We start from the raw sequence: 23,005 nt of genomic DNA, 5'->3' as shown, positions 1-23,005 counted from the left end.
GTATAAAAAAACAGTTGCGTCCACATAATTAGTGTAACACAACTGTTCGCAAAAGACAACTTTAACGAAATGTTTTGTATGTAATTCATTCATATATTGTATAAGCGTTTATAATTTAATGCATACATACTTGATATTATGCCTTTTTAAACTATATTTTTTATAAAATTGCATTAAAATAAGTTCTTTAGTCTAATATTTCAAGCAAATGTTTAAAATATTCAGGTAATGGTGCTTCAAACTCTACATATTCTTTAGTTGTAGGATGAATAAAGCCAATAGTTTTTGCATGAAGAGTTTGTCCCTGTAATTTAAACGGACATTTATTGTTATTGTAGAGTTCATCGCCCAAAATAGGATGATTAATACTTGACATGTGAACTCTTATTTGATGTGTACGCCCTGTCTCGAGCTGACATTCAATGTATGTGTATTTTTTGAAACGCTTTAAAACTTTATAATGAGTCACTGCATTTTTACCATTTTTATAATTAATGGACATTTTTTTACGATTAACTTCATGACGTCCAATTGGTGCATCAATAGTGCCTTCATCATCAGATATAACACCATTTACAATTGCTACATATTTTCGCGTTATCGAATGAACTTTTAATTGCTCGGCTACAAAATTATGGCTGTAATCATTCTTACATACAATTAAAGCACCTGTTGTATCTTTATCAATTCTATGCACAATTCCAGGTCTTAAAACACCATTTATTTCAGAAAGATTATCACGACAATGATACATTAATGCATTAACCAATGTTCCTGTATAATGACCTGGAGCCGGATGCACAACCATATCTTTAGGTTTATTTACTATTAAAATATCATCATCTTCATATATTATATCTAAAGGAATATCTTCAGCTACAATATTTGCTTCTAACGGTTCAGGAATATCTACATTAATTATATCGTCCGTTTTAACTTTGTAATTAGCTTTGCACACGCATTTATTTACTAAAATATGCTGGCTTTTTAGCAGTTTTTGAATATAAGATCTAGATATGTCAGGCAAAATTTCGCCTAAATACTTATCAACTCGAACTCCTTCGAAATCATCGTCAACATAATATATATTACTCATTTTATTCTCGCTTAAATTATATTTGTAAAATAATTTTCTAAATTATAGTTTGAAATTTATTTATCTTTTTTATCTTCAGAATCATCTTTTTTCAAAGAAAAAATCGCATTAAATTCTTTGTCGTTAATTACAAAGACACAAAAAATTATAAGCAATGCACATGCGATTGTCACATAACAATCAGCAACGTTAAATACTGGAAAATCTATAAGCTTAAAATACAGAAAATCCACAACATATCCATTTACAATTCTGTCAATCAAATTACCAATTGCTCCTGCTATCAATAAAGTAATTATATACTGCATTGAAATTAAATGCATAGTATTTAACGAACAGTTTAACGTTAGTAGTTTGCTGATTCTGTAAATACATAAAATCAGTATAATTACTACTATTATTGTAAAGATGATAAACATAGCTATCTTTCCTGAAAAAATACCCCAGGCTGCACCTGTGTTCCCTCCATCCAAATAGTTTAATTCAAAGACATTTGGAATTATGGAAATAACTTTTCCGGATTTTAATTGTGTAACAGCCCAAAATTTAGTTAATTGATCAAATATTATCAGAACAATTAAAGAAACAATAAGCTTTAAATTATGTAGTCCTGTTTTCATCTTTATAATCCTTTCTAAAACTTACTTTTTAATTATTTTTTCACAGCTATAAATTAATAAGTCATGGTCTATAGTTCTATCAATTGAAGCATTACCAATTTCTTTTAAAACGATGAACTTAATTACACCTGAATCCATTTTTTTATCATTTAAAGTGGCTTCAACAACATCATTAGCGTTAATATCTGATGTAGTAACAGGTAATTTAAATAATTTTAATGTATCACATATATCATTAAATTCAGTGTTATTTATATAATTTTTAACCAAAGAAATGTATGCAGCTGATACAATACCAATTGAAACACATTCCCCATGAAGTAATGTGAAATTTTTTAATTTTTCAACTGCATGACCAATTGTATGTCCAAAATTAAGTAAGGCTCTATCTCCTTTTTCTTTAGGATCTTCTTCCACTACTTTTCTTTTTACATTACAACTATTGTAAATCATAGTAAACAAAGTGTCATAGTCTCTATCTAAAATCTTTTGATAATTCTCTTTTAACCAGTAGAAATAATCAGAATCTTTTATTAATCCGTGTTTAACTATTTCGCCCATTCCTGAATAATATTCGCGATTAGGTAATGAGTTTAATGTACTAAGATTCATATATACAAGTTTAGGCTGGTAGAAGGCTCCTATCATGTTTTTGTAAGCCTTATAATCTACACCTGTTTTTCCACCAATACTTGAATCTACCTGTGCTAATAAAGAAGTTGGAATTTGAATAAAATCTATTCCTCTTAAATAAGTTGCTGCAGCATATCCTGTCATGTCTCCTACAACACCACCACCTAAAGCAACAAGCATATCATTTCTGTCAAATTTATTTTCAATTAAAACAGTATATAATTCAGAAATTGTATCCAAATTCTTATGAGCTTCACCTGCTGTAAATTCAAAAATAATTACTTCTTTTGAATTACTCATAAAAATATCTTTAACTTCATTTGCATATAAAGGACCAACATTTGATTCTGTAACTATACAAATTCGTTTGTTACTTATATTTAATTGCTGGATTTCATCATTTAATAAATTGAAATCTTTTGAAAATACAATATCATAACAAGGCTTTTGCTCATAATTTACTTTCATTGCGTTTGTGTTAATTGATACTTCCATATTTTTCTCCTTATAATTAAATAAATATTTATTTAATTTGCGTAAATCTAATTTAATTTACAGTGCCCTTTCTTTTTGTCTGCTATATTACTTGTTGAAATAATAACTATATAACAACAAGCATCTTAATTTTCAGTATCTACAATAATGATTGTAGCTTGTTTATTTAACAGTATATCGAAACTGATACTAGATTTTTTCCTTTTTTAGTAACACTTATCTGTCTGTTGTAAATAACTCTGCCAAGACCTCTGACTGAAATAATATCATTTTCTTTAATTGAATATCCATTTGAAGTAATAATTTTTCCGTTTACGAATACTTTTTTCTCTTCAATATATGAAACAATACTGCTTCTTGATTTATTAAATGCTAAAGAAATTATACTGTCTAATCGTATGTTACCGATAGTTCCTTTTATTTCTTTAAGATTTGGTCTGACATTTTCAATTTCATCATAAGCAATCTTACATGAAATAAGAGTATGTTTTACTTTTGTAAAATTATTGATTATATAGTCAGAAATTCCTGTAATAACATATATATATGCTACATTTTCACCTATAAAAATATCGCCAATCTTACTTCTGTCAATTCCCAAATTTAATATTGCCCCTAAATAATCTCTATGATTTAATGTATCTGCGTATTTTTTATTGAGTGGTTCGATTTTTAAAAGAGTGATTGGGACATCTTCTTCATAATAGACTTCAATTGGTTTAAAGACTACAATTTTTCTTTCTGCATAAACATTGCCTCCAGTCAAATAGTAATTAACTGGAGGTAATTGATTTGTTATTGTATTAAAAATATTTATTTCATTTAAATTTAGAAAATCAGAATATGCATAGATATTTTTTGAATAAGTAATATCTGCAAGATCTAATAATCGGTTTTTAACATAATTATCTTCTTTGTTCATCAGTCTGTCCTTAAATGTCGAATATAATTCTACTTATACATTGAAGTTGATCTCATGTTATTATATGAACTTGATATTGCATCATGGAAATCACCTGAAAGATCAACATTTGAAGGTGTCACGATGTAAATGTATCCTGTTATTTTTTGTAATTTACCGCCTATAGAATAGCTTGCACCATAAACTGTATCAACAATACGCTGAGCTAAATCTAATTTAACGCCTTCTAAATTAACGATTACAGCTTTTCCCTGAAGCAATGTGTCTATTATTTCTTTTGTTTCATCATAACCCGATGGCTTAATTACGCAAACTTCTAATCCTGAACTTCTCATCGGAACGACATTTCTTGCGTTTTTATTAGATGATTTGCTCATAAATGAACTTCTGGATGAAGATTTAGCGTGGCTTGAACGTTTGCTATATGAAAGTTCATCGTCTTCATCTTCGTATTTGTCTCTATAAGATGTACGACTTACACGTTCAGGCTGTCTTGTCTCTTCTTCATCTTCGTCGAAATCATCATCGAAATCTTCGTCATAATCATCGTAATCATCCTGATTATAATCCATTCTTAATATGTTCGACACTTTATCTATAAAACTCATTTTAATCTCCTAACTTTGATTTATATTTTAAATATTATAATTTCTTTCACCAAATATTCCGGTACCGACTCTGACTAGAGTTGCACCTTCTTCAACGGCTACCTGATAGTCTCCTGTCATCCCCATCGACAAGACACTCATACTAACATTATCAATGTTTTTATTTTCTATGTCAACCGATAATTTCTTCATATTTCTAAAATATACTCTATTTGATTCAGGATTATCAGTATATGGAGCAATTGTCATTAATCCTTTAATTCTTATGTGTGGAAATTTAGCTATTTCTCTAACTAATTGTTCAGTTTCTTCAGATGTTATTCCGAATTTACTTTCTTCCTGTGCCATATTTACTTCAATTAATATATTCGCAATTTCATCAGCTTTTGCATATTCTTTTTCAATCTGTTCTGCTAATCTTATTGAATCAACAGAATGGATAAGAGAAGCCTTTCCTACAAGATATTTAACTTTATTTCTTTGTAAATGACCAATCATGTGCCATTTGATATCTTTTGGCAATATTTCATATTTGTCACAAAGTTCCTGAACTTTATTTTCTCCGTAATCTTTAACACCTGTTGGCAATGCCTCTTCTATTGCAGTATAAGGTTTAGTTTTGCTGACAGCTATTAAAGTTACTTCATTTACGTCTCTTCCTACTTTTTCACAAGCCTTTTTAATGTTTTCTTCTACAAGTTTAATATTTTCCTGTATCATTAAAATCACTCCTTTATTTATTGAAATATAATTTGATTTTCTTTTACTTTGCTACTATCTAAGACGATATGGTCATACACACTTAAACCATATTTTTCGCCCGATTCAACAATGTAATATTCATCTGTTTCGCCTAATATGGTTACCTGAACAAAAACAGTGTATCCGTTGTTTATGTTGTAAACACCTTGTCTTGTCTGTTCAGCTCCAATAGTATATGTCTCAACAGAATCATCCTTGATGAGTACATCACCTTTTTCAAATTCATCAGTAGATACATAATAATTATCATCATCTGAATATGAAATAGTAGGATATGTTACATCACTATCAATTTTGCCATCTTTAACAACCTGTTTTCTAAATCCAATGTCTGTATCGTCATTAGATTTTGTGGCATAATCCTTTGGAATTATGTATAAATTCTTAGAAGCAATTGATATTTTTGGAATTTTTAATCCTGTTGTTATATTATCAATAATCTGAATATTTACAAATCTGTCTGTTGCATATCTTACAACATACTTTGCTAATGTAATTACTCCGTAATTATTACCATCTGCACCCTTTACAATTTTAATATTGGCTGTAGTGGTTATATTATCTTTATTAAATTTAATTTTTACACCTACTGTATCTTTATATTTTTTTACTTCATTTTTGGTAAATGGAACTACGATACTCCATTCATCATCAGTAATAGATTTATAGATAGGCTCATTTGCTTCAACATAATCGCCTGAATTAACAAGCTGTGAAGAATAGTTTTTAGCTCTAAAGTCATCCATTGTAAGTTCTTTAGCCTTTTTATTTTCATATCCATCAAATCTATAAAGTACAATTCCTGTATTACGTGCCTTATTTATCGAAAATTGAGAATCTGAATTATTTTTAATCAATGAATCTAATGCATTCATGTTAATCAGGTCAGCAACTGTTCCCTGAACATTATTTTTAAAATTATATACTTCATTAAAATCCATATCATCATAGTTATTTGTAAAAGTATATATTTTATCTTTTAATTTTGTAATATCATCGTCTGTAAGGGTAGTATCTTTTTCAGACATTTCAGATAACAGTTTATTAATTGTTCCGTCTGCATCCATACTATATAAAGTTGTATTTAAAGATATTCGTGCACCTTCACGAACATAATAATCAACATATCCGGAAGAATCAGCATTAACAACACTTTCTTTACGTAATGCAATCCCTTTATAGGATTTATATGTTTCATCGGATGAAGTTCCCTCGACTACTTCATAATAATTAATTCTGTCTGTTGTAATGTATTTAAATAAGCTGATTGCTATATATATAAATATAATGCCAAAAATTATAATACCCGGATTAATACGTGTGTAAGATTTATATCTTATTACTCGTTTTTGCTTTTTTGCCATCTTATTCACCTTAATTATGTATTAGATAATTTAAAATTATCTATTAAACAAATGTTAAATCTGCCTAATTCAAATCATCAGGCACTATCTTATATTATCTATCATTTTTCAATTCTAGTCAATGAAATAATTACCATTTATATTATTTCATTTTTTGTAAAAAATATCATATATAAAGCACAGGAGGTGATTATATGAATTCAAAAGGATTTGATTATACAGTGCTGACATTAGTTATAATTGGAGCAATAAACTGGGGACTTATAGGTTTCTTTAAATTTGATTTAGTTGCATTTTTATTTGGCGATATGAGTTGGCTTTCAAGAATTATTTATGCAATAATCGGATTATGTGGTTTGTACTTAATCAGTCTATATGGAAGAGTTTATTCTCTTGGTGAAAACCATTAAAAACTTTATCTGAATTGTATTCTTTTATGGCATTTACAATTTAGTAATTCTTAATTTAGAAATAAAATAATTAATAAAAAATACCGGAAATAGTCAACTAATCTAATTAGTATAACTATATTCCGGTATTTTTTTATGCATTATAAGCTTCACGCCATTCTAAATCTCCGTGTTCAAGTGATTTTATAAGTAATTCGGCAGTAGCTACATTTGAAGCTAGAGGAATATTGTGCATATCACATAAACGTATTGCTTTATGAATATCCGGTTCATGAGATTTAGGATTTAATGGATCTCTTAAAAATATAACTAAGTCCATCTGATTCTGCTCAATCATGGCACACATCTGTTGTTCACCACCTAAATGTCCAGCTAAAAATTTATGAACATTTAAATTAGCTGCTTCCTCTATTAATCTGCCTGTAGTACCTGTCGCATAAAGTTCATGCTTTGATAGAATACCCCTGTACGCAATGCAGAAATTCTGCATTAAATGTTTTTTTGAATCGTGTGCTATAAAACCAATATTCATATATTTACTCCTCCTAGTATAAATCTTTTTTCCGCTGTAATCCTACATTTATTACAATCCCAATACCAATATACATACTGATTAGGGATGACAATCCATAACTAACGAATGGTAACGTTAAGCCGGTATTAGGCAACATACATGTCGCTACTGACAAATTAACAAGCGATTGGAATCCAATCAACGATCCAAGTCCAAAGCAAAACAGTTTTCCACTTAAATCTTTCGCCCTGGCTCCCGTTAGAAAACATTCAACAACTATAAGTAGCAACAAGATAACAACTGCCGCACTTCCTGCAAATCCCAGTTCTTCACCTATAATTGCAAATATAAAATCAGTATGACTTTCTGATAATAAGTTACCGTTCTTTACACTGGTTACTGTATTGTTATTTAGGCCTTTTCCTGTAAGACCGCCGGAACCAATTGCAAGTAATGAGTTCTCCTGCTGTCGTCTTGTATCTATAATGTCAGGGTCAGTTGAATCTTTGCTATAAAAACCAACAATTCTTTTTAACTGATATCCTTGTAAAATACCGCTATTAGGATCGTTTATCCCCACGTAAACAAATACACTTGCTAAAGGTATAGCAATAATTAACACAGTTGTTACAATCTTGTAACTAATCCCAGATAAAAACATTATAACACAAAATGTAATAAAAATAACTATTGTTGTTGATAAATCCGGCTGAACTACTATGAGAGCTATTGGTAATCCTGCTAATGCACATGTAGAAGCTATTGTTCTAAAGGTATTTATGGTATTTCTATGCTTATAAAGATAAGCAGCTAAAAATAATATTAAAATTATCTTTGATAATTCCGAAGGCTGAAACTGCATAAACTTTAAATCAATCCAACGTCCTGCACCTTTATTTACATCTCCATTTAATTTAACATAAACAAGCAATACCAAGTTAAATATGTATGCAAGCCAGTAAAATTTAAAAACAAATTTATAACTTACTAAACTTAAAATTATTAAAATAATAATTCCCATTACAAATCCTAAAATCTGTTTTTTCTGTTCTGTTCCACCGCTAGTAGCACTACCTATCGCAAGTATTCCAATAACAGTCAGACATACTACATAAAGTAGTAATCTAAAATTTATATTGCTAAATTTATATTCTTTTAATTTCGACAGCGTTTTTTTCTTTCTTCTTGCCATTGATATTTTGCCTCCTAATGCCCATTTTCTTTGAGCATAACTAAGTAAATATATTAAACCTTAACTTCTTTTATAGGTATGTTTGCAAAAAGATAAGGCTTTTTATCTTTTTCTATTTGTATTTTACAGTTTTCTTTATCAATTTCAACATATTTTGAAATAACATTTAAAATATCATTTTTAATAAGTTCCATTGTTTCAGGTGAACATCCCGCCCTGTCAGAAACTAAAAGAATTTTCAGTCTGTCATGAGCAATTTTTCCTGAACGTTTTCTTTTCCTGAATCTAAAATAATTTAGTCTAAACATTTTGAAAACCTCCTGTTAAATACTTTTTAAAGAAATTAAATTTTCTATTCTTATGATTCAACATTGGTACTTCTTCACCATCTATTCTTTTAGCAATATTCATAAAAATTTTAGATGAATATGAATTTGCCCCTGCAAGAGGTTCTCCTCTGTTAGTCGATATAACAATATCTGTATCATCATGAATCATGCCAATTAAATCAAGACTAAGTATCTCTGTGACATCATCAGTTGACATCATATCGCCTTTTTTCACTAAATCATTTCGTATTTTATTTACAATTAAATTGATAGGATATAGTCCTGCTTTATCTAAGAGACAGGACACTCTGTCAGCATCCCTAATTGCTGATACTTCCGGAGTAGTCACAATAATGGCTCTTGTAGCACCTGCAATAGCATTTTTAAATCCCTGCTCAATTCCTGCTGGACAATCAATTAATACATAGTCAAACTTTTGTTTTAATTCATTTGTAAGATTAATCATCTGATATTGGTTAATGCAAGACTTATCCTTGCTCTGAGCGCTTGGAAGCAAATAAAGATTTCTAAATCTTTTATCCCTTATTATAGCCTGCTTCAAGCGACAGTTCCCTTCAATCACATCAACAATATTGTAAACAATGCTGTTTTCTAAGCCCATTACTACATCCAGATTTCTAAGCCCTATATCTGTGTCTATAGCTATAACTTTTTTCCCTAATAATGAAAGGGAAACGCTCAGGTTTGCAGTAACGGTAGTTTTGCCTACTCCCCCTTTTCCGGAAGTTATTACTATTACTTCTCCCATAAAATCCTCCTCAATATACTTATATTTATTTTAGTAATCATATGTTAAGTGTAATATTTTGTATATATTACTCTTTTGTATATTAAGAAGTCTTTTGTTATATATAGTAAAGCCATATTAGCTTTCTAACTAAATTAATCTCTAACGGCACTTGTTGAAGAAGAACTTTCAACATCTTTATTTACATCATCATCCGTTAATTCTCCAAGATAATATCTTACAACGTCCTTTGCTACTTCAGCAGAATCATGTGAAGAGTTACCAAACGGAATAACTGCTGAAATTGCCACTTTAGGTTTGTTATATGGAGCATATGCTACAAACAATGAATGTGCGTTTCTTTTTGAATTTTCTTCAGCAGTACCTGTTTTACCGGCAAACGCTATGTCTGTATCCTTGAAAGATTTTTCTATAGTTCCTTCTGTAATAACCATTCGCATTCCGGTATGAATAATATCCCATGTTTCACTTGATGCGTTTACAGTATTTGATAATTTTGCTTTATTTTTCTTAATTACATTTCCTGATGAATCAGTTATTTTATCAACTAAAGTTAGTTCGTAATTTTTACCACCGTTAGCTAATGTGGATATATATCTTGCAAGTTGTACAGGCGCATATGAATGACTACCCTGGCCAATGGCTGAATGGACAGCTGATTCTGTTGAAAATTTAGGGTCGCTTTCTGTTATTTCTACACCTGATTTCATGTCTAAACCTAATTCTTTCGCATATACTTCAAGTTTTTTAAGTCCTGTAGCACTATCATATTTACCTGATGAAGTTGTTCCCAATTCATAACCTACTTCATAGAAAAATCCATTACATGATTGAGCAATAGCCTGCATTACATTCAAGCTACCATGTGCTGAAGGATATATCCAACATTTTGGATGTGGCGATATTTTATCAAACTCACCTTTATCAACGATAGTTCTATATCTTGTTATTGTATTATTTTCCAATGCTGTCATTGCAGTTACCATCTTAAATGTTGAACCCGGAGCTGATAACCCCTGAGTAGCTCTGTTATAAAGCGGTGAAGATAAATCATCTACAAGTTTAGCCCAATAATCAGCGTCTACTGAACCGGAAAGCATATTATTATCATAACTTGGATAAGTTACCATAGCTAACACTTTACCGTTATTTGGATTAGTAACAACAACAGAGCCTGAACATGGATCCAAAGCAATCTGTGCCGGTGTAATATTTAATTTTTTAATCTGACTAATAATAAAATTATAAGATTCCGTTGATGTGTATGTTGATAATTTGTTATACCAATCACGGTCTTTTTCTAATACGCCCTGATCGTATAATAACATACATATTTCACAACCGTTTATTGTTCCATCATTAATTTTATATTTGAATATTAATTTACTAAATGATGCATTATTATCTATGAAATCTAAAATATAATTTACTATTACTTTATATGTTTCATCTGAAGTAATATATTGATTATCAATTTGTAATGCTGATATATTAATCCAGCTTTTGGATATAGCATATTTGATAAATTCATTAATACTGATATCTCCAGCTATATATTTTTTATAAGTTGCATCAGAACTATCTAAAGATGAAGAAATTAATACATTATCAGATTTTAATTCATCAAAAATATAATCATAATACTCTTTATATTCGTCTGATGAATCATTATATACTTCGCCCTTATCAGATTCTAATTGTTTCTTCAATCGACTCTTTACAACCTTTAGGGCATCAGAATATTTAGTATAAACTTTTGCTTCATTATTTGTTCGTTTCTTTTTTAAATCTTTTATGCTTAAAACATTATTATTTATTAACTGAAAATATACAGTTTTTGCTGCAATAGGATGCACATCGGAATCTTCCTGTTCTTTATCTGAAACATCCCTGTTAACAATCTGAGAAATTAAGACTGAAGCAATTTTTTTCTCAAGCATTTTATATGTGGCAATCTGTAATTTCTTATCAATTGTTAAGGTTACATCTTTTCCAACAGAAGAATCAGTTGATGAAACTGTACTTAACACTTTACCTGTAGAATCTACGAATATTTTCTTTTCTCCACGTACACCCTGCAATGTATCTTCCATAGCGGATTCAATACCTGATTTACCAACATAGTCGCTAGAAATATAATCACCACCATTGTCATTGTATTCCTGTAATTCGCTTTCGGAAATTTTACCGGTATATCCTATCAGTGGAGCAAAATATTCACTATCAACATATCTTCTGATTGTTGTTTCAGCAACTGATACACCTGTAAGAATTGCTTCATTTTCATAAATCGCTGTCATTGTTTCTTTTGAAATATTTGTTGCAATAGTTGTTGCAACATACTTCTGGTATGAATTTTGGAATATGTTATATCTTATTGCAATAATTTTTAAAGTCATTTCCATATCGTAATCACCCTCTAAATCAAAGAAGGAATTTACACAATAGTCCATGACTTCTGCAGCTGAGGCATTAGAATAGTCAACATTACCTTTTTTCATCTTTTTACCAAATAAATTAGTCATAAATAAGGTTCTTGATGCATCTGATGTAAAATTAAACTCATAATTGCCATCGCTGTTAATTACAATTGGGAAATCATAAGATACTTTATCACCATATTTTTCAATTATTGTTATTGCATTATATACAATTTCATTTAATATTCCGTTTTTTTCATCGGAGCTGTCAATTTTATCTTCAAATGTAACGGCATAGCTTAATTCATTATAAGCTAATAATTCACCATTTGTATCATAAATATTACCTCTTGTACCTGGCGTGTAAACCGTCTTTTCAGCCTGCTGTACATAAGTATTCATATAGTAACTCTCGTTAATTATCTGTAAATCAAATAATCTAAAAAGAACAACTCCAAAAAGAACTGTTAATACCGCACCGACAATAAATATTCTTGATTTTATTATGTTATAAATCGTGTAGAAAAAATCACTTATCAAAACTTAATGCACTCCTTTGTTCTTTAGAAATTACCTTTTCATTTAATAAATAAAACAATTTATATACAATTAAAGCACAAAATGTTGTAATTATCATTTCAGGTAAAATTATCTTTTCAAAATAATATGGATAGTCTAACTTATTTCTTAAAAGCAATCTGAATCCATAGTAAACTGTGTTAAACATAAAATCATTTATAAAAACTAAAAGCAATGGCATAATAATGATTTCACTATAAAACCATCTTCTAAAGATTCCACTAAATAATCCGCAATACATGTAAATTAAAGCGTTAAATCCTATTACGTCACCATAGAAAACATCAACAAGTAAACCACATGCAAATCCAATGGCTATTCCTTTGTTGCTTCCACACATAAGTCCAAAAAAACATACAACTATCAGAAGAAGATTAGGTGTAGAGACTTCCTGAGGCAATGCAAGAGAAAATGCGTTTTGTAGCAAAAAGGCAACGAGAATCACTGCCGCAAATATTATGAAATTTCTTATTTTCTCTTTCATGCTTTTTCTCCTTTACATATCATCCTTTAACTGAGTAATTACCAATACTTCGTCTATATGTTTAAAATCTACAACAGGAATTATTTGTCCTGACTGTGTCAATTCACTCGAATCTAATTTAATATTTGTTACATAACCGACTAATATTCCCGGAACAAATTTGTCTGATATTTTTGATGTGACTACCATATCGCCTTCTGTAACCTTAGCATCTTTTAGTACTTCTGTTACATTCATAACACCATCATCCATAAGCTTTAAATCTCCACTTACAATTCCGGTATCACTTGTGTTGGCAAACGAAACACTTACACTACTTTCATCATCAATTATAGCTCTAACTTTTGCATAATCTTTACCGACGTCAGTAACAATTCCAACAAGTCCACCACCGCTTATTACATTCATATCTTTTTTTATTCCGTCTTTTGAACCTTTATTAATTGTAAAGATATCAAACCAGTTTCCGGAGTCTTTTCCAATTACATTGGCTGCAATTTTTTCGTAACTTGAATAGTCCTGATCTAACTGATATAAATCACGAAGTCTTTCAAGTTCATATTTATTTTGAGCTAACAAACTGTTTTCTTCTGTTAATTCGTTAACCTGACTTTCTAATTCTTTATTTTTCTTTGTAAGTTTTTTTACTGAATTAAAGTAATCTGCTTTATTAGTAAACCATTTACCAATGCCATTCATTCCATCCTGAAGAGGAACAACAATTGCACCGGAAACTATTTTTGCAGGTTTAGAATAATTTGAAAATATAGATGACAAAATTATGCTAAACACGCAAAATACAGTTAGAACAAATATTAAAACTTTTGTATTTATATTTATAAACTTAGAAGGTCTTTTCATTTCTTTTTACCTACCTCTTAGTATTTATTTTCGCTTGGTGTATATAACAACTTTCTGTATTTTGAATCAGATATAATTTTTGAAATTCCTCTTACAACTGATTCACCGGGGTTTCTAACAACATTTACCTTTAAATCTGTTTCCATTTCTATTAGTTTACTTAAATTTGTAATCTGCGCTGAACCACCTGTAAGATATATTCCGGTGTCAATTATATCAGAAGATAATTCAGGTGGTGTACGTTCAAGTAACTGTTTTATTGAATCAATAATAGACGATAATACTTCTTTTATTGCTTCATATATTAAATCAGATGTAACCGTTCTTTCACAAGGAAGTCCTGTAATAATGTTTCTCCCAAATACATTACACATTTCATAATTATCATCTGATTCTTCATCATAAATTGCATTTGCAAGATTGATTTTTATTTGCTCTGCTGTTTTCATGCCAATCATAATATTATATTTTCTTTTTACAATATTACAAATTATTTCGTCAAGTTTGTTTCCGCCAATTTTTACAATTCTGCTAATTACAATTCCACCAAGTGATGTAACTGTAATTTCAGTTGTATCGGCACCGATGTTTACAATCATGTTTCCTTTAGCACTGTCAATATCAATACCAAGACCAACTGCATCTGCAATAGGTTTTTCTACTATCTTTATTTCTTTTGCTTTAATACTTGAGTCGTTAATAACATCATAAAAAGCTCTTTTTTCAACTTCAGTTATATCAGAAGGAACGGCAATGCAGAATCGTCCACCTCTTACAATTTTAGGATAATTTAATTTAATAAACATCTTTTCTATAAGACTTTTCATGTTTTTAATATCTGCAATTACTCCATCCTTGATAGGAAAACTTACAACAATATTATCAGGAGCTTTCTCATACATTTCAAAAGCTCCATTTCCAATTGCAAAAACGTCCTTTTTATTTCGAATTGCTATTATATTTTTTTCATTTATTATAGTTTTAGTTTGTCCATTGAAAATCTTTAAATTACTTGTTCCAATGTCAATTCCATAAACATTCTGACTCATTTTATTGTCCTTCCAATTAATTTGATTTATATAATTCCTAATGCATTTAAGCTGGTAAACGATTTGTCTCCTATAATAATATGATCGAGAACAGTTATACCAATTAACTGTCCGGCTTCATATATTTTTTTCGTAGAAATAATATCATCTTTACTAGGTTCGCTGTTCCCGCTTGGATGATTATGTACAATTACGATATTAACCGCATTAAGTCTTAATGCCTGAACAAATATTTCCCTTATTGAAAATAGAGACTGGTTTATTGTTCCTGATGTTATCATCATATCTTTTATCATTTGACATTTTGTGTCTAAATATGCAACGACTAATTCTTCTTTTTCTTTATGGCGCATGCTTTCCATATAGTATCTTGCAATTGTGTCAGGTCTTGAAAAATCAAGCTTATGAATTGCTTTCGTACATGCTATTCTTTTGGAAAGTTCTCCTATACACATAATCTGAATTGCTTTTACAGTTCCAATTCCCTTAAAGCTTGTCAATTCTTCAAATGTATAATGCATAATTGATAAAATATCTGTCTTATTTTCTTTTGTTATTATTGTTCTTGCCAGTTCCATAGAATTTAATTCTCTGTTTCCTGTTCTTAGAATAACTGCTAATAATTCTTCATCACTTAAAAAGGCCGGACCTTTTTTAATGCATTTTTCATAAGGTCTTTCATTAACAGGCATGTCAGCAATTTTGTTCATATAAATACCTCCATTCATCTCTCCAAGTACAAATAAAGGTATCAAACAATAACTTGCTAATGTAAGATTTTATCACAATAAATTTTTAGTGTACATAATTAAATAATATTTTAAGCAAATTTAACTAAATTTTAACATTTTAAGATGCAGTAGTTTAAATTATAAAATCACGATACTAAATGTGTGAATATTTACATTGTTTAAATTCTAAAATTTATAATAAATATTTTATATTGTGACGATATTTTCATTTACTAACTGCTGCAAAGCCTTTAATATTCCAAATTTGGCATGTTGCCATGTAAGACCACCCTGAAAATAAACAGCATATGGAGGTTTAATTGGAGCATCAGCACTAAGTTCAATAGATGAACCGGATACAAATGCACCTGCTGCCATAATTACCTGTGAATCATAGCCCGGCATATCCCATGGTTCAGGTGTAACATAGCTGTCAATCGGAGCTGCTGCCTGAATTCCTTTACAAAAAGCGATTACTCCTTCAGGAGAGCCAAATGTAACAGCCTGAATGATATCGTATCGTTCTTCTGTCGAATTAGGAATTACATTAAATCCTAATCTTTCAAATACATTTGCTGCAAAAATTGCACCCTTTAATGCAGAAGCAACAACTGTTGGTGCCATAAATAATCCCTGATAAAATGTATGAATTACATCAAGGCTTGCACCAACTTCTTTTCCAAGTCCCGGAGTTGTAAGTCTATATGCACAATTTTCAACACATTCTTTGGTTCCACATATATATCCTCCAATAGGAGCTAATCCACCACCAAGATTTTTAATCAAAGAACCTACAACCATGTCAGCACCTACGTTTGATGGCTCAACTATATCTACGAATTCACCATAGCAATTATCTACCATTACAATGATATCTTTATTTATTTCTTTTACAAAATTAATTACCTGACCTGTTTTTTCAACAGAAATAGTAGGTCTTGTCTCATATCCTTTTGATCTTTGGATTCCAACCATCTTAACATCAGAAGTTATTGCCTTTTTTATGCCATCAAAATCAAAATCACCATTAGGAAGTAAATCTACCTGTCCATATTTAATTCCATATTCTGCAAGAGATCCTTTTGATTCTCTAATTCCGATTACCTCTTCAAGTGTATCATAAGGCTTACCAGAAATATAAAGTATTTTGTCGCCCGGTCGTAAATTTGCTGATAATGCGATCCCTAATGCATGAGTTCCGCATGTAATCTGTGGGCGGACAAGTGCATCTTCTGTACCAAATACATCAGCATATACTTTTTCTAAAGTATCTCTGCCTATGTCATTATATCCATAACCTGTAGATACGCCAAGATGCGCTTCGGAAACCTGATTCTTCTGAAATGCTTTCATAACTTTTAATTGATTATATTCAGCTACTTCATCTATTTTTGCAAATCTATCTTTTAATTCATTTTCAATATTTTTTGTAAAATTATATACATTTTCATCTATTCCCAGATTTTTATACATTTCCTTAATCATTTTTAATTATATCCTTTTCCCTTAGTGTATTAATCATATATTTCAAAGTATCATCGATACTATCATAATCAAAATAGTTGACCATGGTCACATCTTTTTCCCTTCTAAACCATGTAAGCTGTCGTTTTGCAAAATGTCTGGTTTCTCTTTTTATTATTTCTTTAGTTTCATCTAAAGAATATTTACCATTAATATAATCAACAACTTCCTTGTATCCTATACCGTTCATGGAAACCAAATCTTTTGTATATCCCATATTCAAAAGGTTTTTGACCTCATTTACAAGGCCTTTATCAAACATAATATCAACTCTTTTATTTATTCTTTCATATAAAAGTTCTCTTTTATCATTTAACACAAAATAAACAAAATTATAAGGAGAAATATTTTGAGATTGTTCTTCATTATGAGTTGAAATTTTTTCACCTGTATTTTTATAAAATTCTAATGCTCTTATTACACGCTTTAAATTGTTCTTATGTATATTTAATGCAGATTCTTCATCTACTTCTTTTAACATATTATGTAAATAATCATTTCCTTTTTCTTTTGCTATATTTTCAAGTTCTTTTCTATAAGCACTGTCTATTTCTTCATCATTAAACTGAATATCATATAATACAGACTGAATATAAAATCCGGTACCGCCTACGATAATTGGAATTTTTCCTGCTTCATATATTTTGTCCATGTATTCTAACGTTTTTTCTTTAAATACATGAACGTTAAATTCTTCATCCGGTTCAAATTCATCAACAAGATAATGCTTTATTCCCTGCATTTCTTCTTTTGTTATTTTGGCAGAACCAATATCCATATGTTTATAAACCTGAATGGAATCAGCACTGATTATCTCTCCGTCAATTGCTTTTGCAATTTTTATGGATAATTCTGTTTTACCTACTGCTGTAGGTCCTGTTATAACAACTAACGGTTTCATATATACTCCTAAATTATTCGTTTAAACTTCTTTTCAAGTTCGTATTTTGATAATGAAATGATTGTTGGTCTTCCATGAGGACAGTTGAATGGATTTTCAAGTTTTAACAATTGGTCAATTAAAGAATCCATTTCTGCATAACTTAATTTGTTATTTCCCTTAACTGCTGCTTTACATGACATTGACGCAATTTTTTCTGTTAATAGTTCAGAATTTAATTTTGTTGTCTGTTCTGACAAATTATCAATAAGGTTCATCAATACCTCTCTTGCATCTAATGTATATAAATCAGCCGGGATACCTCTTACTGCAAAATCCTGACCACCAAATTCCTCTATTTCATAACCTATTTCTCTGAAATTATCTATAAATTTTTCTAAAAGTTGTGCTTCAAGCATGCTTAGATTTAAAATTATAGGAGGATTAACCATTTGAGTGTTAATTTCTTTATTTTTTAAACCAGCCATAATTTTTTCAAACATAACTTTTTCATGAGCCGCATGTTGGTCAATGATGTACATTTTATCTTCGTACTCAACAATCCAGTATGTATCAAATACCTGCCCTATTATTTTATGTTTTTTTCTTGCTGTATCTGTCAAAAAGTTATCTTCAAAAAGATTCATTGTCATATCTTTTGAAGTTTTTGGAACATCAAATCTGGTTTTAACATTTACGGCTTTTTCTTCTGGAATTAATGCGTTTTCCATATTAGATGTATTATCTAAAGATATATCTTCCTTAGTTATTTGATTTGACTCTTTGTTCCTAATAGTTACTGATATTTCTTTGTTATTATGATTATTTTTTAGGAAATCTTTATTCTCAACTATAACATTAGTATTATTTTCAATATTATAGTTTACATCATTTATATTATCGCTATTATTAGTAATATCTGATTTAAAATTACTATCTGATTGTTTTATATCGGATTGTTTGTTGTAATTTACTTCCTCTGAAATAAAATTATCTGATTTATTCACATCAGATTCAATGTCATGTTTTCTTTCAATCTCATCTGTTCTTTTTGTTTCAAATGGCTCAGGCACCTTTATTGCAACAGGAATATCCTCTTTTTCTTCTGTAAGTTTAACCTGTGGAATCTTCGGCTTCTCAATAATTGCTTCAGATAAAACTTCCACAATCCATGGATATAAATCTTTTCCATTTCTAAATCTAAGTTCCATTTTAGACGGATGAACGTTTACATCTAAAAGGTCTGAATTAATTTTCAAATGCAAGACTGTAAAAGGATATTTATGTTGCATCATAACAGGTGCAAACGCCTCTTCTATCGCTTTTGTTAAAATAGTACTTTTAATATATCTTCCATTTACAAAATAATTCTCAAATGTTCGGTTTCCTTTAGAAATTAATGGCTTTCCGATGAAACCTTTAAGATGTGCAAATTCACATTCTTCATTTATTTCTATTAAATTATTAGTTATTTCTCTACCATATATATTATAAATTACATCTTTCAAATTACCGTTTCCCGGAGTATGTAACTTAGGTTGTCCATTATTTATGAAATTAATGGCTATTTCAGGATGCGAAAGTGCTATCCTTTCAACAATTTCTGAAATATATCCGGCTTCAGTCTGAGGAGTTTTTAAAAATTTTCTTCTTGCAGGAGTATTGAAAAAAATATTTCTTACAAGAAATGTTGTTCCATCAGGAGCACCTATTTCTTCGAGTCCTTTTTCCTTTCCTCCTTCTATAGTATATTTACATCCAACAAATGAATCTTGTGTTTTTGTAATTAACTCTACCTGACATACAGCTGCGATACTTGAAAGGGCTTCACCTCTAAAACCAAGAGAAGAAACGACCATTAAATCTTCGACAGATTTAATTTTACTTGTAGCATGTCTCAAAAATGCAGTTTTAATATCATCTCTATCAATACCACATCCGTTGTCTGTAATTCTTATAAGTTTAGTGCCACCATCTTTAATTTCAACACTAATTTTATCAGCACCCGCATCAATTGAATTTTCCATAAGCTCTTTTACAATCGATGCCGGCCTGTCAATTACTTCTCCGGCAGCTATTTGATTAATTGTATTTTGATCTAATAATTTAATATTGCTCATTTACCATCTATTCCTTAATTTGTTCTGTATTTTATACAAATGATTTAAAGCATCTATTGGTGTCATAGTTCCTAAATCAAGTTCTTCAATTTCAGTGATAATATCATCTTCTTTTACTGTATCAAACAAAGACATCTGATGTAGTTCAACATTATCATTTACTCCTTTTATGGAATTTCCGGGAGTCATATTTGCGGCAATTTCCTTTGCTTTAGCTGTTATATCTGCATTTGATAATTCAGCAACAAGTTCTTTTGCTCTATTTATAACACTATCAGGAACACCGGCTAATTTGGCAACCTGTATACCATAACTTTTATCTGCTCCGCCCTTAACAATTTTACGTAAAAATACAATATTATCGCCCTGCTCTTTTACGCTGATGCAATAGTTATTTACACCTTTCATAGTTCCTTCAAGTTCAGTTAATTCATGATAATGAGTTGCGAATAATGTTTTTGCACCAAGTAATTTTATATCACATATATGTTCAACTACCGCCCATGCAATACTTAATCCATCAAAAGTACTTGTTCCTCGGCCTATTTCATCAAGAATCAACAAGCTTTTTGGTGTTGCATTTCTAAGGATATTAGCAACTTCTGTCATTTCAACCATAAAAGTACTTTGACCGCTTGCTAAATCGTCAGATGCCCCTACTCTTGTAAATATTTTGTCGCACACGCCTATATTTGCACTCGTTGCCGGAACAAATGAGCCAATCTGAGCCATAAGAGTAATAAGTGCTGTCTGTCTCATATATGTTGATTTGCCGGCCATGTTTGGGCCTGTAATAATTGATACACGATTATTATTCATGTCTAAATATGTATCATTAGTTACAAACATACTGTCAGGCATCATTTTTTCAACGACAGGATGTCGGCCGTTTTTAATATCTATAATACCTTTTTCATTTATGTTAGGTTTAACATAATTATTATGTTCAGCAACATATGCTAATGAAGCAAATACATCAATTTTTGCTAATGCTTTTGCAGTAGTCTGTATTCTAACAACCTGCGATGATATCTCATCTCTTATTTCACTAAATATATTATATTCTAATGAAAATAATTTATCTTCTGCACCTAATATTACATCTTCTAATTGTTTTAATTCATCAGTTGTGTATCGTTCTGAATTGGTCAATGTTTGTTTTCTCACATAATAATCCGGGACTAAATCCTTATATGAATTTGTAACATCAAGATAATATCCAAATACTTTATTGTATTTTATTTTAAGTCCTTTAATACCTGTCTTTTCTTTTTCTTTAGTCTCAAGTTCTGCAAGCCATGTTTTTCCTTCTGTTTTAGCTTTTCGTAATCTGTCAACCTCTTCATTATATCCTTCTTTAATAATTCCCCCCTCTTTGATATTAATTGGTGGATCTTCGTTTATTGAATTATCTATCAATGAAGTAATATCATCTAAAACATCTAATTCTTCTGTAATTTCTTTAAAAAGAGGACTCTTAAAATCCTGTATTACCGTTTTTATATGTGGCAACATTTTTAAAGAATTAAGCAAAGCTATTAAATCTCTTGGATTAGCTGATTTATATGCTACTTTACTTATAAGTCTTTCTAAATCGTATATTGGAGAAAGATATTCTCTTAATTCATCCCTTGTAATTAAAGATTTATTTAATTCCTCGATTGCTTTTTGTCTTTTTATAATAGATTCTTTATCAATTAACGGCTGTTCTATATAGCTTCTTAGCATTCTTGCACCCATAGCCGTTTTTGTCTTATCGAGTACCCATAAAAGAGATCCTCGTTTTTGTTTTTCACGTAATGTTTCACATAACTCCAAATTTCTTCTGGTAGAAGTATCTAATATCATAAATTTATTCGTTGAATAAGGAATTATCTGAGTTAAATGAGATAGTGAGTTTTTTTGCGTTTCTGTTAAATACTGCATTAGAGCACCGGCAGCATTTGTCCCAACATCATAATTATCAATTCCTAATGCTGATAAATCATAAACCTTGAAATGATCAGTTAATGCTTTTTTACACATATCATCATCAAAATACCATGATTCTAACTGGAATAATGTGATATTTAATCTGTTTTTTAAATCGTCAATATCAATTCCTGTAAGTAAAAATGCATCATTGCATATTATTTCACTTGGCATGAATTTATAGATTTCATCAAGTAATGCCCTGTTGTTTTCAACTTCAGTGACAAAAAAATCTCCTGTTGTAATATCTACAATAGCTATTCCAAAACAATTTTCCACACATACAATAGACATTAAATAATTATTTTTAGTTTCATCTAATGCAGATGTGTTTAGATTTGTTCCGGGAGTAACAATTCGGACAACTTCTCTTTTTACAATTCCTTTTGCTGTTGCAGGATCCTCGACCTGCTCAACAATCGCAACCTTATATCCTTTTGTTACAAGTTTGTTTAAATAAGAATCTACAGCGTGATAAGGGACACCACACATTGGCGCCCTTTCTTCTAAGCCGCAGTTTTTTCCTGTTAAAGTGATTTCAAGTTCTTTTGATGCTGTAATAGCATCTTCAAAAAACATTTCATAAAAGTCACCTAAACGGTAAAAAATAATGCAATCCTTATATTGTTTTTTAGTTTCTAAGTATTGTTGCATCATTGGTGTAATACTCAT

Annotated in this window: 21 protein-coding genes; 1 reads left to right on the top strand and 20 read right to left on the bottom strand. The window is 30.0% G+C overall.

Features of this window, described 5'->3' with window-relative positions; all coding sequences use genetic code 11:
- Positions 1–187: 187 nt before the first annotated feature.
- The 7 genes from N5B56_RS09740 to N5B56_RS09710 form a co-directional block, all read right to left on the bottom strand.
- Complete coding sequence (locus N5B56_RS09740; RefSeq protein ID WP_022089595.1) at positions 188–1,096, bottom strand: RluA family pseudouridine synthase; 909 nt, start codon at positions 1,094–1,096, stop codon at positions 188–190.
- A gap of 56 nt (positions 1,097–1,152) precedes the next feature.
- Positions 1,153–1,716 (bottom strand): signal peptidase II, encoded by a 564-nt coding sequence (lspA, locus tag N5B56_RS09735; protein ID WP_118565085.1) that lies wholly within the window; start codon positions 1,714–1,716, stop codon positions 1,153–1,155.
- A 21-nt stretch (positions 1,717–1,737) separates the two neighbouring features.
- Positions 1,738–2,844, bottom strand: a complete 1,107-nt coding sequence (gene aroB / locus N5B56_RS09730; protein ID WP_260978819.1) for a 3-dehydroquinate synthase — start codon at positions 2,842–2,844, stop codon at positions 1,738–1,740.
- 166 nt (positions 2,845–3,010) lie between these two features.
- Complete coding sequence (locus N5B56_RS09725) at positions 3,011–3,766, bottom strand: YlmH family RNA-binding protein (protein ID WP_022089598.1); 756 nt, start codon at positions 3,764–3,766, stop codon at positions 3,011–3,013.
- A 29-nt stretch (positions 3,767–3,795) separates the two neighbouring features.
- Positions 3,796–4,374, bottom strand: a complete 579-nt coding sequence (locus N5B56_RS09720) for a cell division protein SepF (protein WP_260978818.1) — start codon at positions 4,372–4,374, stop codon at positions 3,796–3,798.
- 27 nt (positions 4,375–4,401) lie between these two features.
- The gene (locus N5B56_RS09715) at positions 4,402–5,094 is read right to left on the bottom strand and encodes a YggS family pyridoxal phosphate-dependent enzyme (protein ID WP_022089600.1); all 693 of its coding nucleotides are present in this window, start codon (positions 5,092–5,094) and stop codon (positions 4,402–4,404) included.
- Between the two features lie 17 nt (positions 5,095–5,111).
- Positions 5,112–6,500 (bottom strand): biotin/lipoyl attachment domain-containing protein, encoded by a 1,389-nt coding sequence (locus tag N5B56_RS09710; protein WP_022089601.1) that lies wholly within the window; start codon positions 6,498–6,500, stop codon positions 5,112–5,114.
- 194 nt (positions 6,501–6,694) lie between these two features.
- On the opposite strand from N5B56_RS09710, the gene N5B56_RS09705 reads away from it, so the two are divergent.
- Positions 6,695–6,910 (top strand): DUF378 domain-containing protein, encoded by a 216-nt coding sequence (locus tag N5B56_RS09705; protein WP_022089602.1) that lies wholly within the window; start codon positions 6,695–6,697, stop codon positions 6,908–6,910.
- Positions 6,911–7,043: 133 nt separating this feature from the next.
- Here the strand turns inward: N5B56_RS09705 and N5B56_RS09700 are convergent, their stop codons facing one another.
- The 13 genes from N5B56_RS09700 to mutS form a co-directional block, all read right to left on the bottom strand.
- Entirely contained in the window at positions 7,044–7,442 is a 399-nt protein-coding gene (locus N5B56_RS09700) for a methylglyoxal synthase (RefSeq protein WP_022089603.1), read from the bottom strand.
- A 13-nt stretch (positions 7,443–7,455) separates the two neighbouring features.
- The gene (locus tag N5B56_RS09695; protein WP_022089604.1) at positions 7,456–8,616 is read right to left on the bottom strand and encodes an FtsW/RodA/SpoVE family cell cycle protein; all 1,161 of its coding nucleotides are present in this window, start codon (positions 8,614–8,616) and stop codon (positions 7,456–7,458) included.
- A 53-nt stretch (positions 8,617–8,669) separates the two neighbouring features.
- Entirely contained in the window at positions 8,670–8,924 is a 255-nt protein-coding gene (gene minE / locus N5B56_RS09690; RefSeq protein WP_022089605.1) for a cell division topological specificity factor MinE, read from the bottom strand.
- Complete coding sequence (gene minD / locus N5B56_RS09685) at positions 8,917–9,714, bottom strand: septum site-determining protein MinD (protein WP_022089606.1); 798 nt, start codon at positions 9,712–9,714, stop codon at positions 8,917–8,919. Before minD ends, minE begins: the two co-directional genes overlap by 8 nt.
- 134 nt (positions 9,715–9,848) lie before the next feature.
- On the bottom strand, positions 9,849–12,674 hold the full coding sequence (locus N5B56_RS09680) for a penicillin-binding transpeptidase domain-containing protein (RefSeq protein ID WP_260978817.1): 2,826 nt from the start codon (positions 12,672–12,674) through the stop codon (positions 9,849–9,851).
- Positions 12,664–13,197, bottom strand: coding sequence for a rod shape-determining protein MreD (gene mreD / locus N5B56_RS09675; protein WP_022089608.1), 534 nt, complete (start codon positions 13,195–13,197; stop codon positions 12,664–12,666). The genes N5B56_RS09680 and mreD overlap by 11 nt, the downstream gene beginning before the upstream one ends.
- Before the next feature lie 12 nt (positions 13,198–13,209).
- Complete coding sequence (mreC, locus tag N5B56_RS09670) at positions 13,210–14,058, bottom strand: rod shape-determining protein MreC (protein WP_022089609.1); 849 nt, start codon at positions 14,056–14,058, stop codon at positions 13,210–13,212.
- 17 nt (positions 14,059–14,075) lie between these two features.
- A complete protein-coding gene (locus tag N5B56_RS09665; RefSeq protein ID WP_022089610.1) occupies positions 14,076–15,107 on the bottom strand; it encodes a rod shape-determining protein in 1,032 nt (343 codons plus the stop codon).
- A gap of 26 nt (positions 15,108–15,133) precedes the next feature.
- Positions 15,134–15,817 carry a RadC family protein gene (radC, locus tag N5B56_RS09660; RefSeq protein ID WP_260978816.1) on the bottom strand — a complete coding sequence of 228 codons (684 nt, stop codon included), beginning with the start codon at positions 15,815–15,817 and terminating at the stop codon, positions 15,134–15,136.
- A 228-nt stretch (positions 15,818–16,045) separates the two neighbouring features.
- Positions 16,046–17,323 carry a methionine gamma-lyase family protein gene (locus N5B56_RS09655; protein WP_260978815.1) on the bottom strand — a complete coding sequence of 426 codons (1,278 nt, stop codon included), beginning with the start codon at positions 17,321–17,323 and terminating at the stop codon, positions 16,046–16,048.
- On the bottom strand, positions 17,316–18,263 hold the full coding sequence (miaA, locus tag N5B56_RS09650) for a tRNA (adenosine(37)-N6)-dimethylallyltransferase MiaA (protein WP_022089613.1): 948 nt from the start codon (positions 18,261–18,263) through the stop codon (positions 17,316–17,318). Before miaA ends, N5B56_RS09655 begins: the two co-directional genes overlap by 8 nt.
- An 8-nt stretch (positions 18,264–18,271) precedes the next feature.
- Positions 18,272–20,362, bottom strand: coding sequence for a DNA mismatch repair endonuclease MutL (mutL, locus tag N5B56_RS09645; RefSeq protein ID WP_022089614.1), 2,091 nt, complete (start codon positions 20,360–20,362; stop codon positions 18,272–18,274).
- The gene (gene mutS, locus N5B56_RS09640) at positions 20,363–23,005 is read right to left on the bottom strand and encodes a DNA mismatch repair protein MutS (RefSeq protein ID WP_022089615.1); all 2,643 of its coding nucleotides are present in this window, start codon (positions 23,003–23,005) and stop codon (positions 20,363–20,365) included.

This window comes from Eubacterium album (assembly GCF_025336545.1).
In the GTDB taxonomy this organism is placed as follows: domain Bacteria; phylum Bacillota; class Clostridia; order Lachnospirales; family Lachnospiraceae; genus Eubacterium_U; species Eubacterium_U album.
The sequence above is the reverse complement of the archived record's forward strand: the minus strand, read 5'-3'. Positions and strand labels throughout refer to the sequence as shown.

What these genes read in the sequence shown, in the direction of transcription:
- N5B56_RS09740 (WP_022089595.1), bottom strand. Translation starts at nt 1,096, where the DNA reads ATGAGTAATATATATTATGTTGACGATGATTTCGAAGGAGTTCGAGTT.
- lspA (WP_118565085.1), bottom strand. Translation starts at nt 1,716, where the DNA reads ATGAAAACAGGACTACATAATTTAAAGCTTATTGTTTCTTTAATTGTT.
- aroB (WP_260978819.1), bottom strand. Translation starts at nt 2,844, where the DNA reads ATGGAAGTATCAATTAACACAAACGCAATGAAAGTAAATTATGAGCAA.
- N5B56_RS09725 (WP_022089598.1), bottom strand. Translation starts at nt 3,766, where the DNA reads ATGAACAAAGAAGATAATTATGTTAAAAACCGATTATTAGATCTTGCA.
- N5B56_RS09720 (WP_260978818.1), bottom strand. Translation starts at nt 4,374, where the DNA reads ATGAGTTTTATAGATAAAGTGTCGAACATATTAAGAATGGATTATAAT.
- N5B56_RS09715 (WP_022089600.1), bottom strand. Translation starts at nt 5,094, where the DNA reads ATGATACAGGAAAATATTAAACTTGTAGAAGAAAACATTAAAAAGGCT.
- N5B56_RS09710 (WP_022089601.1), bottom strand. Translation starts at nt 6,500, where the DNA reads ATGGCAAAAAAGCAAAAACGAGTAATAAGATATAAATCTTACACACGT.
- N5B56_RS09705 (WP_022089602.1), top strand. Translation starts at nt 6,695, where the DNA reads ATGAATTCAAAAGGATTTGATTATACAGTGCTGACATTAGTTATAATT.
- N5B56_RS09700 (WP_022089603.1), bottom strand. Translation starts at nt 7,442, where the DNA reads ATGAATATTGGTTTTATAGCACACGATTCAAAAAAACATTTAATGCAG.
- N5B56_RS09695 (WP_022089604.1), bottom strand. Translation starts at nt 8,616, where the DNA reads ATGGCAAGAAGAAAGAAAAAAACGCTGTCGAAATTAAAAGAATATAAA.
- minE (WP_022089605.1), bottom strand. Translation starts at nt 8,924, where the DNA reads ATGTTTAGACTAAATTATTTTAGATTCAGGAAAAGAAAACGTTCAGGA.
- minD (WP_022089606.1), bottom strand. Translation starts at nt 9,714, where the DNA reads ATGGGAGAAGTAATAGTAATAACTTCCGGAAAAGGGGGAGTAGGCAAA.
- mreD (WP_022089608.1), bottom strand. Translation starts at nt 13,197, where the DNA reads ATGAAAGAGAAAATAAGAAATTTCATAATATTTGCGGCAGTGATTCTC.
- mreC (WP_022089609.1), bottom strand. Translation starts at nt 14,058, where the DNA reads ATGAAAAGACCTTCTAAGTTTATAAATATAAATACAAAAGTTTTAATA.
- N5B56_RS09665 (WP_022089610.1), bottom strand. Translation starts at nt 15,107, where the DNA reads ATGAGTCAGAATGTTTATGGAATTGACATTGGAACAAGTAATTTAAAG.
- radC (WP_260978816.1), bottom strand. Translation starts at nt 15,817, where the DNA reads ATGAACAAAATTGCTGACATGCCTGTTAATGAAAGACCTTATGAAAAA.
- N5B56_RS09655 (WP_260978815.1), bottom strand. Translation starts at nt 17,323, where the DNA reads ATGATTAAGGAAATGTATAAAAATCTGGGAATAGATGAAAATGTATAT.
- miaA (WP_022089613.1), bottom strand. Translation starts at nt 18,263, where the DNA reads ATGAAACCGTTAGTTGTTATAACAGGACCTACAGCAGTAGGTAAAACA.
- mutL (WP_022089614.1), bottom strand. Translation starts at nt 20,362, where the DNA reads ATGAGCAATATTAAATTATTAGATCAAAATACAATTAATCAAATAGCT.
- mutS (WP_022089615.1), bottom strand. Translation starts at nt 23,005, where the DNA reads ATGAGTATTACACCAATGATGCAACAATACTTAGAAACTAAAAAACAA.